This is a genomic window from Klebsiella sp. JN_Kp127 (genome assembly GCF_040062505.1).
GTDB classification, from domain to species: Bacteria; Pseudomonadota; Gammaproteobacteria; order Enterobacterales; family Enterobacteriaceae; genus Klebsiella; species Klebsiella quasipneumoniae.
This window is the reverse complement of record NZ_JBEAHS010000054.1, coordinates 287266-299954: the sequence shown is the minus strand read 5'-3', so window position 1 is coordinate 299954 and position 12689 is coordinate 287266. Positions and strand designations below refer to the sequence as shown.

16 protein-coding genes are annotated in these 12689 nt (G+C 58.5%); 12 read left to right on the top strand and 4 right to left on the bottom strand.

From position 1 onward, the window contains the following. Positions 1-160: 160 nt before the first annotated feature. Positions 161-364 carry a DUF2754 family protein gene (locus tag ABLV04_RS25525; RefSeq protein WP_004204881.1) on the top strand — a complete coding sequence of 68 codons (204 nt, stop codon included), beginning with the start codon at positions 161-163 and terminating at the stop codon, positions 362-364. 31 nt (positions 365-395) lie between these two features. On the opposite strand, the gene ddlA is transcribed toward ABLV04_RS25525, so the two are convergent. Continuing rightward, positions 396-1493: a D-alanine--D-alanine ligase gene (gene ddlA, locus ABLV04_RS25520; protein WP_023288569.1), complete on the bottom strand. Its 1098-nt coding sequence runs from the start codon at positions 1491-1493 to the stop codon at positions 396-398. Between the two features lie 99 nt (positions 1494-1592). On the opposite strand from ddlA, the gene ABLV04_RS25515 reads away from it, so the two are divergent. The 5 genes from ABLV04_RS25515 (at position 1593) to psiF (ending at position 6136) form a co-directional block, all read left to right on the top strand. Continuing rightward, positions 1593-2276 carry an extensin family protein gene (locus ABLV04_RS25515; RefSeq protein WP_023288570.1) on the top strand — a complete coding sequence of 228 codons (684 nt, stop codon included), beginning with the start codon at positions 1593-1595 and terminating at the stop codon, positions 2274-2276. Between the two features lie 169 nt (positions 2277-2445). Then, complete coding sequence (locus tag ABLV04_RS25510; RefSeq protein ID WP_023288571.1) at positions 2446-3645, top strand: multidrug efflux MFS transporter; 1200 nt, start codon at positions 2446-2448, stop codon at positions 3643-3645. 301 nt (positions 3646-3946) lie between these two features. After that, a complete protein-coding gene (gene iraP, locus ABLV04_RS25505; protein ID WP_004204875.1) occupies positions 3947-4207 on the top strand; it encodes an anti-adapter protein IraP in 261 nt (86 codons plus the stop codon). 89 nt (positions 4208-4296) lie between these two features. Then, a complete protein-coding gene (gene phoA, locus ABLV04_RS25500) occupies positions 4297-5727 on the top strand; it encodes an alkaline phosphatase (RefSeq protein ID WP_032428614.1) in 1431 nt (476 codons plus the stop codon). Positions 5728-5818: 91 nt separating this feature from the next. Then, positions 5819-6136, top strand: coding sequence for a phosphate starvation-inducible protein PsiF (gene psiF / locus ABLV04_RS25495; RefSeq protein ID WP_048296829.1), 318 nt, complete (start codon positions 5819-5821; stop codon positions 6134-6136). A gap of 69 nt (positions 6137-6205) precedes the next feature. Here psiF and proC read toward each other — a convergent pair whose 3' ends face one another. Continuing rightward, positions 6206-7015: a pyrroline-5-carboxylate reductase gene (gene proC, locus ABLV04_RS25490; protein ID WP_023288574.1), complete on the bottom strand. Its 810-nt coding sequence runs from the start codon at positions 7013-7015 to the stop codon at positions 6206-6208. A 116-nt stretch (positions 7016-7131) separates the two neighbouring features. On the opposite strand from proC, the gene ABLV04_RS25485 reads away from it, so the two are divergent. Next, positions 7132-7590, top strand: coding sequence for a YaiI/YqxD family protein (locus tag ABLV04_RS25485; protein ID WP_032453501.1), 459 nt, complete (start codon positions 7132-7134; stop codon positions 7588-7590). On the opposite strand, the gene ABLV04_RS25480 is transcribed toward ABLV04_RS25485, so the two are convergent. Continuing rightward, positions 7587-8279 (bottom strand): DUF2076 domain-containing protein, encoded by a 693-nt coding sequence (locus tag ABLV04_RS25480; protein WP_023288576.1) that lies wholly within the window; start codon positions 8277-8279, stop codon positions 7587-7589. The two genes, ABLV04_RS25485 and ABLV04_RS25480, sit on opposite strands and share 4 nt — an antisense overlap. Before the next feature lie 328 nt (positions 8280-8607). On the opposite strand from ABLV04_RS25480, the gene aroL reads away from it, so the two are divergent. The 4 genes from aroL to ppnP all read left to right on the top strand — a co-directional run bounded on the left by aroL (position 8608) and on the right by ppnP (position 10696). Beyond that, complete coding sequence (gene aroL / locus ABLV04_RS25475) at positions 8608-9141, top strand: shikimate kinase AroL (RefSeq protein WP_180266051.1); 534 nt, start codon at positions 8608-8610, stop codon at positions 9139-9141. 71 nt (positions 9142-9212) lie between these two features. Then, positions 9213-9404, top strand: coding sequence for a YaiA family protein (locus ABLV04_RS25470; protein WP_008805350.1), 192 nt, complete (start codon positions 9213-9215; stop codon positions 9402-9404). A gap of 249 nt (positions 9405-9653) precedes the next feature. Beyond that, positions 9654-10334 (top strand): AroM family protein, encoded by a 681-nt coding sequence (locus ABLV04_RS25465; protein ID WP_180266052.1) that lies wholly within the window; start codon positions 9654-9656, stop codon positions 10332-10334. Positions 10335-10411: 77 nt separating this feature from the next. Beyond that, complete coding sequence (gene ppnP, locus ABLV04_RS25460) at positions 10412-10696, top strand: pyrimidine/purine nucleoside phosphorylase (protein ID WP_002890284.1); 285 nt, start codon at positions 10412-10414, stop codon at positions 10694-10696. Between the two features lie 72 nt (positions 10697-10768). Here ppnP and rdgC read toward each other — a convergent pair whose 3' ends face one another. Further along, positions 10769-11680, bottom strand: a complete 912-nt coding sequence (gene rdgC / locus ABLV04_RS25455) for a recombination-associated protein RdgC (protein WP_002890285.1) — start codon at positions 11678-11680, stop codon at positions 10769-10771. A gap of 91 nt (positions 11681-11771) precedes the next feature. Between rdgC and mak the strand changes: the two genes are divergently transcribed. After that, the gene (mak, locus tag ABLV04_RS25450; RefSeq protein WP_023288578.1) at positions 11772-12686 is read left to right on the top strand and encodes a fructokinase; all 915 of its coding nucleotides are present in this window, start codon (positions 11772-11774) and stop codon (positions 12684-12686) included. The last annotated feature ends 3 nt before the right edge of the window (positions 12687-12689 follow it).

Here is a 12689-nt window from a genome sequence, read left to right as displayed (position 1 = left end):
TAATTGCCCTCCAGGAATAATCCTGTTTTCGCCGTTGTGTTAACCGCGCCACAGGAAGGGAAAAGGGAGACCGGCGTCGCAATCCAGCAACATTCTCCATATCGCTACAGACCGCCGCGGGCGGCTATGCGAAGATGCGTTTTTTGCTGTTGGAGGCCGCATGAAGCTCACTGATAAAATTCGCCGCGACTGGCACTACTACGCGGTGGCGCTGGGGTTAATTTTTATTCTAAATGGCGTGGTGGGGCTGCTGGGGTTTGAGACGCAGGGCTGGCAATCTTACGCCGTCGGTCTGGTCACCTGGGTGATAAGCTTCTGGATCGCGGGCTTTGTGATCCGCCGCCGCCCGGCAGAAGAGGCCTGAGGCCGCCGCTGCCAGGCGGGGTAAACGCGTTTTAGTTCATGGAGGTTTTCAGCGCCCGGTCCGCGGCATGGCGCTCCAGCGCCAGCTCAATCAGGCGGGTGATCAGACTGGTGTAATCGAGGCCGCTGGCCTGCCACAGCTTCGGATACATGCTGATGTTGGTGAAGCCCGGCAGGGTGTTGATCTCGTTGATCACCACCTCGTTGTCGGCGGTGAGGAAGACGTCGACGCGGGCCATACCGCTGCAGCCCAGGGCCTGGTAAGCCTGCACCGCGATAGCGCGGATCTTGTCGTTGATCTCCGGGGCGATAGCGGCGGGGACCACCACCTGCGCGCCCTGGTCGTCGATATATTTGGTGTCGTAAGCGTAAAACTCGCTGTTGAGGACAATTTCGCCGCAGGTACTGGCCTGCGGGTGGTCGTTACCCAGCACCGCACACTCAATTTCCCGGCCTTGAATGCCTTGCTCTACCACCACTTTATGGTCAAATTCAAAGGCCAGGGCCACCGCCTGATGGTACTGCTCTTCGTTTTTAACTTTGCTGACGCCAACCGACGATCCCTGGTTGGCCGGCTTAACGAACAGCGGCAGGCCCAGCTTCGCTTCGACATCGGCAAAGCTAAACTGCGCGCGGTTGGCGCGGGTCAGGGTGATAAACGGCGCGACGGCGAGCCCGGCGTCGCGCAGCAGGCGTTTGGTCACATCTTTGTCCATACAGGCCGCAGAGCCCAGCACATCGGATCCGACGAAAGGCAGATTGGCCATGCGCAGCATCCCCTGCAGGGAGCCGTCTTCGCCCAGCGTGCCGTGGACGATGGGAAAAATCACATCGATGGCCGCCAGCGGCTGGCCGCTTTCGGCGTTAATCAGCTGCTGCGCTTCACGGCCCGGGATCTGCGCCAGGGTCACCGTTGAAGGGCGCAGGGCGATGCGGGCAGGATCCTGAGCATTGAGCAGGTAGTTGCCGGCGTCGTTGATGTGCCATAGCCCCTGTTTATCAATCCCCAACAGAACCACATCGAAGCGTGATTTATCAATCGCTTCCACGATATTCTTCGCTGACTGCAGCGACACTTCATGCTCTGCCGACTTACCGCCAAAAACGATCCCAACCCTCATCTTTGCCATTTCAACTTCCATCCAGATTACATCAAAGGGCATAACATACCATGTGAAACCGCCGCCTGCCTGCCATAATATTTACCTGATCAATTGACGGGAGCGGGCGTGAGAGGAAAGACGCTGCTGGTGCTGGCCGGGCTGCTCGGCGCGGGCCTGGTGGGATATCGCTATCTGCCGCCACACCTGAATCCGCTGGCGCCGCTGGCCCTTGACGATCCCCCGGGCTGGCTGACGTCGTTCAAGTTGCGCAGCCTGACGGCCGACCAGTGCGCCTCTCTGCTGGCGGAGGCCAACCGTCGGCGGCTCATCGCCAGCCAGCCGGTGGCCGACAGCGAGGGCGCCTGCCCGCTGCGTAACGTGGTGCGGGTAGCTAATTTTGGCTCGGTGCAGCTGAGCAGCAGTTTCCTCGCCAGCTGCCCGCTGGCGCTCAGCAGCGCGCTGTACGTCGAACAGCAGGCGAAGCCGCTGACCCGTCAGCTGATGGCCAGCGATCTGCGCCAGATCGATCATCTCGGCAGCTTCGCCTGCCGTAATATCTACCATCGGGAACAGGCGCGGCGCAGTGAACACGCGACGGCGGATGCCCTTGATGTTAGCGGCTTCCGCTTGACGGACGGCAGACGCATCAGCGTCCTGCAGGGCTGGCGCAGCGAGCGCTCTCACCCCTGGCTGGCGGCGCTGTTGAGCAACAGCTGCCCTTACTTCGGCAACGCGCTGGGGCCGGAGTACAACGCGGCGCACGCCAACCATTTTCACTTTGGTATGCGCGGGCAGGGCTTCTGCTTTTGAGCATAAAGCCCTGTGAGCAGCCTGAATAACCAGAAAATACTTCGTCAGCCTTTCATGCGCATTCATAAAACACCAAACTCACCGCCAGCGCATCTATGGTAGTACACCAGTGGAATGAAATTGCTAAGCTAGGTAATAATTGGCAAATCATTAATGAATACGCGTAGTTATGGAATCCTGGAAGGTTAATCTCATCTCCGTCTGGTTTGGGTGCTTTTTTACCGGCCTGGCGATCAGTCAAATTCTCCCCTTTTTACCCCTCTACGTCTCCCAGCTGGGCGTCACCTCGCATGAAGCGCTGTCGATGTGGTCGGGACTGACCTTCAGCGTCACCTTCCTGGTCTCGGCGATCGTCTCGCCGATGTGGGGGAGCCTCGCGGACCGCAAAGGCCGCAAGCTGATGCTGCTGCGCGCCTCGCTGGGAATGGCGATCGCCATTTTACTTCAGGCCTTCGCCACCAACGTCTGGCAGTTGTTTATCCTGCGGGCGATCATGGGCTTAACCTCCGGTTATATCCCCAACGCCATGGCGCTGGTGGCCTCCCAGGTGCCGCGCGAGCGTAGCGGCTGGGCGCTGAGCACCCTGTCGACGGCGCAAATCAGCGGGGTGATCGGCGGCCCGCTGCTGGGCGGTTTCCTGGCGGACCACGTCGGGCTGCGGATGGTCTTTTTTATTACGGCGATCCTGCTGACCATCAGTTTTCTGGTCACCCTGTTTCTGATCAAAGAGGGGGGCCGCCCGCCGGTCAGCAAAACCGATCGTCTCACCGGGAAACAGGTCTTTGCCTCCTTGCCCTATCCGGGGCTGGTGATCAGCCTCTTTTTCACCACCCTGGTGATCCAGCTGTGCAACGGCTCAATTGGTCCGATCCTGGCGCTGTTTATCAAGTCGATGGCGCCGGACAGCAACAATATCGCTTTTCTGGCCGGGATGATCGCCGCGGTGCCCGGGGTGTCGGCGCTGATCTCTGCCCCACGGCTGGGTAAGCTTGGCGACCGCATCGGCACTTCGCGGATCCTGCTGGCGACGCTCTGTTGCGCGGTGGTGATGTTCTTTGCCATGTCCTTTGTCACCACCCCGCTGCAGTTGGGGACGCTACGTTTTCTGCTCGGCTTTGCCGATGGCGCGATGCTTCCGGCGGTGCAGACCCTGCTGCTGAAATACAGCAGCGACAGCGTCACCGGGCGCATCTTTGGCTATAACCAGTCGTTTATGTATCTGGGCAACGTCGCCGGGCCGCTGATTGGCGCCTCCGTATCGGCGATGGCCGGCTTCCGCTGGGTATTTATTGCCACCGCCATTATCGTCTTCATCAACCTCTGGCAGCTGGCATGGATGCTGCGCCGCACCCGCCGGGCGAAGGCCTGAACCTCGGCTGACGGTATTTAACGCCATACCGTCAGCGTTTTTCACCGACAGTAGATTTATCATTACTTTTTGTTATCGCCATGGCGTGAGCGCTATTCCGTTTTATTATTTCCGACGTACTTTGGTTATAAACAGCGCCGCTCATGATTAAACAATACTATTTATAGTGGTATTTTGTTGTGGTAAAACGTTTCGCTGTATATTGGGTGTTGCGACGATTCTTATTTTAAGTAATTCTGAGGTCCGTCATCGGGTATGACATCTCAATCGAAAAACAGACCTCGCATAAGGAACTGGTGCTATGAAGAATCTCATTGCTGAGTTACTGGTTAAACTGGCGCAAAAGGAAGAAGAAGCAAAGGAACTGACGGTGCAGGTTGAAGCGCTGGAGATCGTGGTCACCGCATTATTGCGCCATATGGAGCATGATGCCCAGCAGGCATTGATTCAGGATATTGAGCAGGCGATAGACCAGGTGACGCCCTGTCCGCCGGTCAACGACCAGGATGCCATCCTGCTGCAGCAATATCTAAAGAAGCTGTTGCGGCATCCTCGTAGCTAATCTTTGCGACGCGACAAGGATGCCGTCATTTTTCTGTCATCTCCCTTTTATAAAGTCTCCCACGTTTTGTTTTTTTAAGTATTTTTTACATGGAGATGACAAAAGTGAAATTAAGCGCCCTGTTTATTGCCCTGCTGCCTCTGCTGGGCTCGCCGGTTATTCATGCGGAAACTACTGCCGCGCCGGTTCTGGAAAATCGCGCTGCCCAGGGAGATATCACCACTCCCGGCGGCGCGCGTCGTTTAACGGGCGATCAAACCGAAGCGCTGCGCGCCTCGATAATCAATAAGCCGGCCAAAAACGTTATTTTGCTGATTGGCGATGGCATGGGTGATTCTGAAATTACCGCTGCGCGAAATTATGCGGAAGGGGCGGGCGGTTTCTTTAAAGGCATTGACGCCCTGCCGTTAACCGGGCAGTACACGCACTATTCGCTGGATAAAAAAACCGGTAAACCGGACTACGTCACCGACTCGGCGGCCTCCGCCACCGCCTGGACCACCGGCGTGAAGACCTATAACGGCGCGCTGGGCGTCGATATTCATGAGAACGCGCATCAGACCATCCTCGAGCTGGCGAAAGCGGCGGGCCTGGCCACCGGCAACGTTTCTACCGCCGAGCTGCAGGACGCCACCCCCGCGGCGCTGGTGGCGCATGTGACATCGCGTAAATGCTACGGCCCCACGGTTACCAGCGAAAAATGCCCCAGCAATGCGCTGGAGAAAGGGGGCAAAGGCTCCATTACCGAACAGCTGCTGAACGCCCGGCCGGATGTCACCCTGGGCGGCGGCGCGAAGACCTTTGCCGAAACGGCGACGGCGGGCGAGTGGCAGGGCAAAACCCTGCGCGAGCAGGCGGAAGCGCGCGGCTACCAGATTGTGACCGACGCGGCCTCTCTTGCCGCCGCGACGGCAGCCAGCCAGGATAAACCGCTGCTGGGACTCTTCGCCGACGGCAATATGCCGGTACGCTGGGAAGGGCCGAAGGCGTCTTATCACGGTAATATCGATAAGCCGCCGGTGACCTGTACGCCAAATCCGAAACGCGACGCCTCGGTGCCGACGCTGGCGCAGATGACGGAGAAAGCGATTGACCTGCTGAGCCGCAACGAGAAAGGCTTCTTCCTGCAGGTGGAAGGCGCCTCCATCGATAAGCAGGATCATGCGGCGAATCCGTGCGGCCAGATCGGCGAAACCGTGGACCTCGACGAGGCGGTGCAGAAGGCGCTGGAATTTGCCAAAAAAGACGGCAATACCCTGGTGATCGTCACCGCCGACCATGCGCACGCCAGCCAGATTATCCCGGCGGATAGCAAAGCCCCGGGGCTGACCCAGGCCCTGAATACGCACGATGGCGCGGTGATGGTGATGAGTTACGGTAACTCCGAGGAAGAGTCGATGGAGCACACCGGCACCCAGCTGCGCATTGCGGCCTATGGTCCGCATGCGGCTAACGTCGTCGGCCTGACCGACCAGACCGACCTCTTCTCGACCATGAAAGCGGCCCTGAGTCTCAAATAAGTCGCTGCCGGTGGCGAATTCGCGTCACCGGCTGGTTTTTTTTCTATCTGCGTCCAGACTTACAACGTTCCACTCACAGAAGGATGGTGCGATGAAAATAACCTTACTGATGACCCTACTGTTTGGCTTGATCTTTATCAGCGCGGTTGGCGCGGCAGAAAAAACGCCTACTCCCCAGCAGCAAAAGATGACGGACTGCAATCAGCAAGCGTCAGCCAAGGCGCTGAAGGGGGATGAGCGCAAAACCTTTATGAGCCAGTGCCTGAAAAAAGAGACCACCACGCCGCAAGGAAAGACCCTCACGCCTCAGCAGCAGAAGATGAGCGACTGCAACAAAGCGGCTTCGGCAAAATCACTGAAGGGCGATGAACGCAGCACCTTCATGAGTAGCTGCCTGAAGAAAGCCTGAAAAAAAGGGAGCGCTCGCGCGCTCCCTTGTTCTTTGACCTCTCAGGGCTTGCAGCCCGCCTGCTCAGCTTCAGGAGCGGCTCAGTTTCTCTGATTTTTCCATGCACTGGGTGATGGCTTCGATCACCGCGGAGCGGAAGCCTTTCTCTTCCAGCACGCGCACGGCTTCGATGGTGGTCCCGCCAGGAGAGCAGACCATATCTTTCAGCGCCCCCGGATGCTCACCGCTCTCCAGCACCATTTTGGCGGAGCCCATCACCGCCTGAGCGGCGAATTTGTAAGCCTGAGCGCGCGGCATTCCGCCGAGCACGGCGGCATCGGCCATCGCTTCGATAAACATAAAGACATAGGCTGGCGCGGAGCCGCTAACGCCGACCACCGGATGGATCATCGGTTCGGCAATTTGCTCCGCCTGGCCAAAGCAGCGGAAAATGGTCAGCACTTCCGCTACATCTTCGCTGCTCACCAGCGCATTTGGCGTAACGGAGGTCATGCCGGCGTTAACCAGCGACGGCGTATTGGGCATCGCGCGAATAATTTTGCGATCGTGGCCGAGCGCGCGTGCCAGCTGATCAAGCGTGACGCCGGCGGCGATGGAGACCACCAGCGACTCTTTATTCAGGCTGGAGGCGATATCGCCCAGCACTTTGGTCATGATCCCCGGCTTCACCGCGCCGAAGACGATATCGGCAATCTGCGCCACTTCCTGGGCGCTATCGGCGGCGTTGATGCCGTACTGGTCGCGCAGAGCCGCAACCTTGTCCGGCGACGGGGTGTAGACCCAGATTTGTCCCGGCTGTACCTGGCCGCTGGCGATCAGTCCACCCAGAATGGCCTTACCCATATTGCCGCAGCCGATAAAGCCAATTTTCTTATCCATCACCATTCCCCTCTGCTTTTTTCGTTACGATCTGATTAGCTTATCATCCTGGCGCTTTCATGGGGGAGAAAAGCAGGTAACATTGGCGGCACTTATTGCAGGTAACAGGAGCTGGCATGGCCATTTGGGTGGATGCAGACGCGTGTCCGAACGTGATTAAAGAGATATTGTTCCGCGCGGCAGAGCGGACCCAGACGCTGCTGACGCTGGTGGCGAACCAGCCGCTGCGCGTACCGCCGTCGCGTTTCATCCGCACCCTGCGGGTTGAGCAGGGTTTTGACGTGGCGGATAACGAAATCGTCCGTCAGTGCGCGGCGGGGGATTTAGTGATCACCGCCGATATTCCGCTGGCGGCGGAGGTGCTGGCGAAGGGCGGGGCGGCGCTCAATCCGCGCGGAGAGCGCTACAGCGAGGCGACGATCCGCGAGCGGCTGACGATGCGGGATTTTATGGAGACATTACGGGCCAGCGGCGTTCAGACCGGCGGCCCGGATAGTTTATCGCAGCGCGATCGGCAACAGTTTGCCGCCGAGCTGGAGAAGTGGTTGCTGGCGGTTAAACGTCAGCAGGGTTAAACCCAGCTGTCGTCATCGCTGCCAATATCATCATCGCCAAAGCCGGCGTCGAAGTCGTCGTTCCAGGTGTTGTCGGCAAGGAACTGATCGTCTCCCTGACGGAACGGATCGTCACCTGCGGCGGCGTCCTGCGCGGCGGCATCAGGCTGCGGCTTCTCTTCGATGATATTAACAATCTCCTGCGGGTGCGAGCCGCTGAACATATTGGTCAGCATATTGCCCAGCACCACGCCGCCCGCTACGCCTGCGGCCGTTTGCAGCGCGCCTGCCATAAAGCCGCCGCCGCGTGCGGCAGCCTGCGGGGCATAGCTCTGCTGCTGCTGTGGGGCATACTGCGGCTGGGCGCTGGCCTGCGGGCGACCGTATTGCTCCGCGCCCGGGATCGGGTCAGAACCGCGTGACGAGCCGCCGCCGCCAAACAGGCCGGAGAGGAATCCGCCGCTGCTGGGCTTCGCCGCCTGCAGCTGGCTGACCTGGCTCTCCAGCGCCTGGATGCGATCGTTGAGCTGTTTAATCGCGGCTTCCTGGATAAGAATGGTTTGCGCCATATAGTAGGGGGCCGCCGGCTGCGCGCTCACGTGTTGGGCAATCCGCTCCTCGGCGCTGGCATCGCGCGATGCACTGTGCGCCTCAGCCTCTTTCAGCCGGGAAAACAGTCCATCAATAAGGCGTTGTTCTTCAGATTGCATGTTACATTCCTCTGTCACACTGTCGAATAGGCATCAGGGTGCGTCTGAAACACGATGTTGTAAATATGTTGCTTCGTAAAGCTATGCATAAATGTGTTACCGTTTACGCCAGCAGCGGATAAAAAATAACGCCCGGCGGAAAGTAAAGCTGGTTAAACAGTACATGCAATGATAAGTTTACATTAAGAACCCCTTGTCTCACTGTGGTGATGGGGTGTAAAGAAGTTGTGTAACGTTTTCTTTACGTATACGTTGCGGAACAGACAGCGATAATACGTTCTTTCGTTTTCCTTTTTTTGCGACAGACGGAACCAGGGGGTCTTCGGTTATGACACAGCCAATCTTTCTCATCGGGCCACGCGGCTGCGGTAAAACCACCGTCGGCCATGCGCTGGCGCGAGCGCGGCATTTTCAGTTCTCCGATACCGATCATCGGCTGCAGGCCCATGAGCAGCGGACGGTGGCGGAGATCGTGCAGGCGGAAGGATGGGCGCGCTTTCGCGAGCTGGAGACCCTGTCGCTGAAGGCCGTGACCCTGCCGAATACGGTGATCGCCACCGGCGGCGGCATCATCCTTGCGGAATGTAACCGCCAGTTTATGCGGGAGAACGGCGTGGTGATCTATCTGCAGGCGTCGGTATCGGCGCTGATTGACCGTCTGGAAGCCTACCCGAAAGCCGAACAGCGGCCGACGCTCACCGGGAAACCGGTGCGTGAGGAAGTGGGCGAGGTACTGGCGCAGCGTGAAGCGTTATACCGTGACGCTGCCCATTATATTGTCGATGCTACGGCCGCCCCGGATCGGGTGGTGGAACAGATTATGACCATGCTGTGCGGCGCGGCGGCCACCCCGGTAAGTTAAGAATTTACTTACATTAAGGCGGCGAGGGGCGCCTATACTTGATAGTTCTGATACCAGAAGAAGGAAGAACTATGCCAAACAGGCCCCCATATCCGAGAGAAGCGCGCGTGGTTGCGGTAGAGAAAGGCCCGCAGGGTCAGACGGTCACCTGGTATCAACTTCGCGCGGACTATCCTGAACCCAATTCGCTGATCAGCGAACATCCTACCGAGCAGGAAGCCGTGGATGCCAAGCGGCGCTACGAAGATCCTGACAAGTCGTAACCCCAGAGCCCGGATTGCCTGCTCTGCGGGCAATATCGGGCATACCTCACACTTTTTATTTATCAGTCGTACTAATGAATATCTAACACACGGATTTTTCAGGCGCGCCGCCGCCGCCGGGCAATCTTTACATTCTACTGCGGCGTGGAGCTGCTACGCTTCTCGACGGTTGATTTTTACTCACCAGGGGGGCGAATGCTGTGTGTGGTAAGCCTGTGTTGAAGCAGTGGTAGTGAAAAGGTACATGATATGAGTAGTGCAACGATGGCAATTTTGACCATCGGCGTTGTGCCGCTGGCGGGAGTATTACCGCTCCTGACCGAACATATCAGGGAAGAACAGATCGCTCACATCAGCCTGCTGGGCGAGATGACGCGTGATGACGTGATGGCAGAGTACGCCGTGGGTGACGGCGAACAGGGTCTCTTGACCCTGCTCAGCGATAACCAGCTGGTGATGGTGTCGCGACAAAAAATTGAACGTGATGTTCGCAGCGTGATCGCCATGCTGGATCGACAGCATTTTGATGTGATCCTGCTGCTCAGCTCCGAACAGCTGGCCGGTTTTACCACCCACCACGCGATCCTCCTCGAGCCGCAGCGGATCATTCCGCCGTTGGTGGCGTCGATCGTTGATGGGCACCAGGTCGGGGTGATCGTGCCGGTGGAAGAGATCATGCCCATGCAGCGACAAAAGTGGCATTCACTGGAGAAGTCGCCGTACTACGCGCTGGCCAACCCGTTTACCGGTAGCGACAGCGAGCTGTTAACCGCCGGTAAAGCGCTGCTGGAGCAGGGCGCCGACGTGCTGGTCCTCGACTGTCTTGGTTACTATCAGCATCATCGCGATGTGTTACAAAAAGCCCTTGATGTCCCGGTTTTGCTGTCGAATGTGCTGGTTTCCCGACTGGCGGCAGAACTATTAGTCTAATGTGTTAATTTCACGTGACAGGGGCAAGGAGCGCCCCCTATATTGAGCCTTTCAACGACGATCAGAAGGGCTTGTTTATGCTTCAAAGCAATGAATACTTTGACGGAAAAGTGAAATCCATTGGCTTCACCAGCAGCAGTACCGGTCGCGCCAGCGTTGGCGTGATGGCGGAAGGGGAATACACCTTTGGTACGGCGCAGCCGGAAGAGATGACGGTGGTCAGCGGAGCGCTGAATGTCCTGCTGCCGGGTGAGACTGAGTGGAAAGTTTACGCCGCCGGCGAAGTCTTCAATGTGCCAGGCAACAGCGAATTCCATCTGCAGGTGGCTGAGCCAACCTCTTATCTGTGCCGCTATCTGTAAGCCAGCGTATCGCCCGGCGCTTGCCGCCGGGTTGTATGTTTCCTTCCTGCCAGGCAGGAAGGAAAGCGGCGCTTAGCGCTGCGCTTCGCCGCCGAGCCCTTCCACCAGGCTTTGGATCAGGGCAGCCAGTTCGCCGGTCATTAAGATAAAGTCGGCGTCAAAGCGCTGGGCGAAATCTTCCCGATCGATATCTTCGTTTTGGTCGCGTAATTCATCGCAGAACTTGAGGCGCTTAATTGACGCGTCGTCGCAGATCACAAACTGAATACGCTGCTGCCAGTCCAGCGCCAGCTTGGTGACGACCTTCCCGGCCTCAATATGCACAGCGATTTCGTCGCTCACCAGATCCTGCTTCTTGGCGCGGATCACGCCGCCATCTTCCAGCATCGCTTTCAGCTCGGCTTCGTCCAGCAGCTGGAAGCCCTGCGCCACGGTGCCGGAGCGGACCCACTCGGTCAGCGTCAGCTCAATCGGATTCTCCAGGGTCAGCGGCACCACCGGCAGCGAGCCGAGGGTTTTACGCAGCAGGGCCAGGGTATCTTCCGCTTTCTTCGCGCTGGCGCAGTCCACCATGATCAGGCCGTTGACGGTGTCGATCCACATCATCGTCTGGCTGAAGCGGCTGAAGGCGCGCGGGAGCAGCGAGTGCAGCACTTCATCTTTCAGGGAATCTTTCTCAGTTTTCTTCAGCTTGCGCCCCTGATCGGCTTCCAGCTTCTGGATCTTCGCCTCCAGCGCCTGCTTGATCACCGGCGACGGCAGGATCTTTTCTTCTTTACGCGCGCAGATAATGATCTGGCCGTTCGCCGTATGCGTCAGCGCGTCGCTGTGCGATCCCATCGGCGATACCCAACCGGTTTTCGCCATATCCTGGCTGCCACAAGGGGTAAATGTCAGCTCGGCCAGCTGTTTTTCCATCTCCTCGGCGCGCAATTCGATATCGCGGCTGAGACGGTAAACCATTAAATTTTTGAACCACAGCATGATAATTTCCACGGCTTTGTCGTTAAATCAGGCGGGCATGATAGCGAATTGTCGCTATGCTTGCATTGTTAATCGGGGTGAGGAGCTGAGCGTGCGTATTGGTATTGATTTAGGTGGCACAAAAACCGAAGTGATAGCCCTGAGCGACCAGGGAGAGCAGCTGTTTCGCCATCGGTTACCCACGCCGCGGGAGGATTACCGGCAAACCATCGAGACTATCGCCACCCTGGTGGCGATGGCCGAGCAGGCGACCGGACAGCGTGGCACCGTGGGGATGGGGATCCCGGGCACGATTTCGCCCTATACCGGGGTGGTGAAAAACGCCAACTCGACCTGGCTCAACGGCCAGCCCTTTGATAAGGACCTCAGCCTGCGCCTCGACCGTGAAGTGCGGCTGGCTAACGACGCCAACTGTCTGGCGGTGTCGGAAGCGGTGGACGGCGCGGCGGCGGGGGCGCACACGGTGTTCGCGGTGATTATCGGCACCGGCTGCGGCGCGGGCGTGGCGCTCAACGGGCGGGCGCATATCGGCGGCAATGGTAACGCCGGCGAGTGGGGACATAACCCATTGCCGTGGATGAACGACGATGAGTTGCGCTACCGTGCGGAAGTGCCTTGCTACTGCGGTAAACAGGGATGTATCGAAACCTTTATCTCCGGCACCGGCTTTGCCACTGACTACCAGCGGCTGAGCGGCAAGGGGTTAACCGGCAGCGAGATTATGCGCCTGGTGGGGGAAGGTGACGAAAAAGCCGAACTGGCGCTGAGCCGCTACGAGCAGCGGCTGGCGAAATCGCTGGCCCACGTGGTGAATATCCTCGACCCGGACGTTATCGTGCTGGGCGGCGGGATGAGCAACGTCGAGCGGCTGTATCAGACGGTGCCGGACCTGGTGAAACAGTGGGTCTTCGGCGGCGAGTGTGCAACACCGATCCGCAAAGCGATGCACGGCGACTCCAGCGGAGTACGCGGCGCGGCATGGCTGTGGCCGCTCCAGGGGACCTGAACC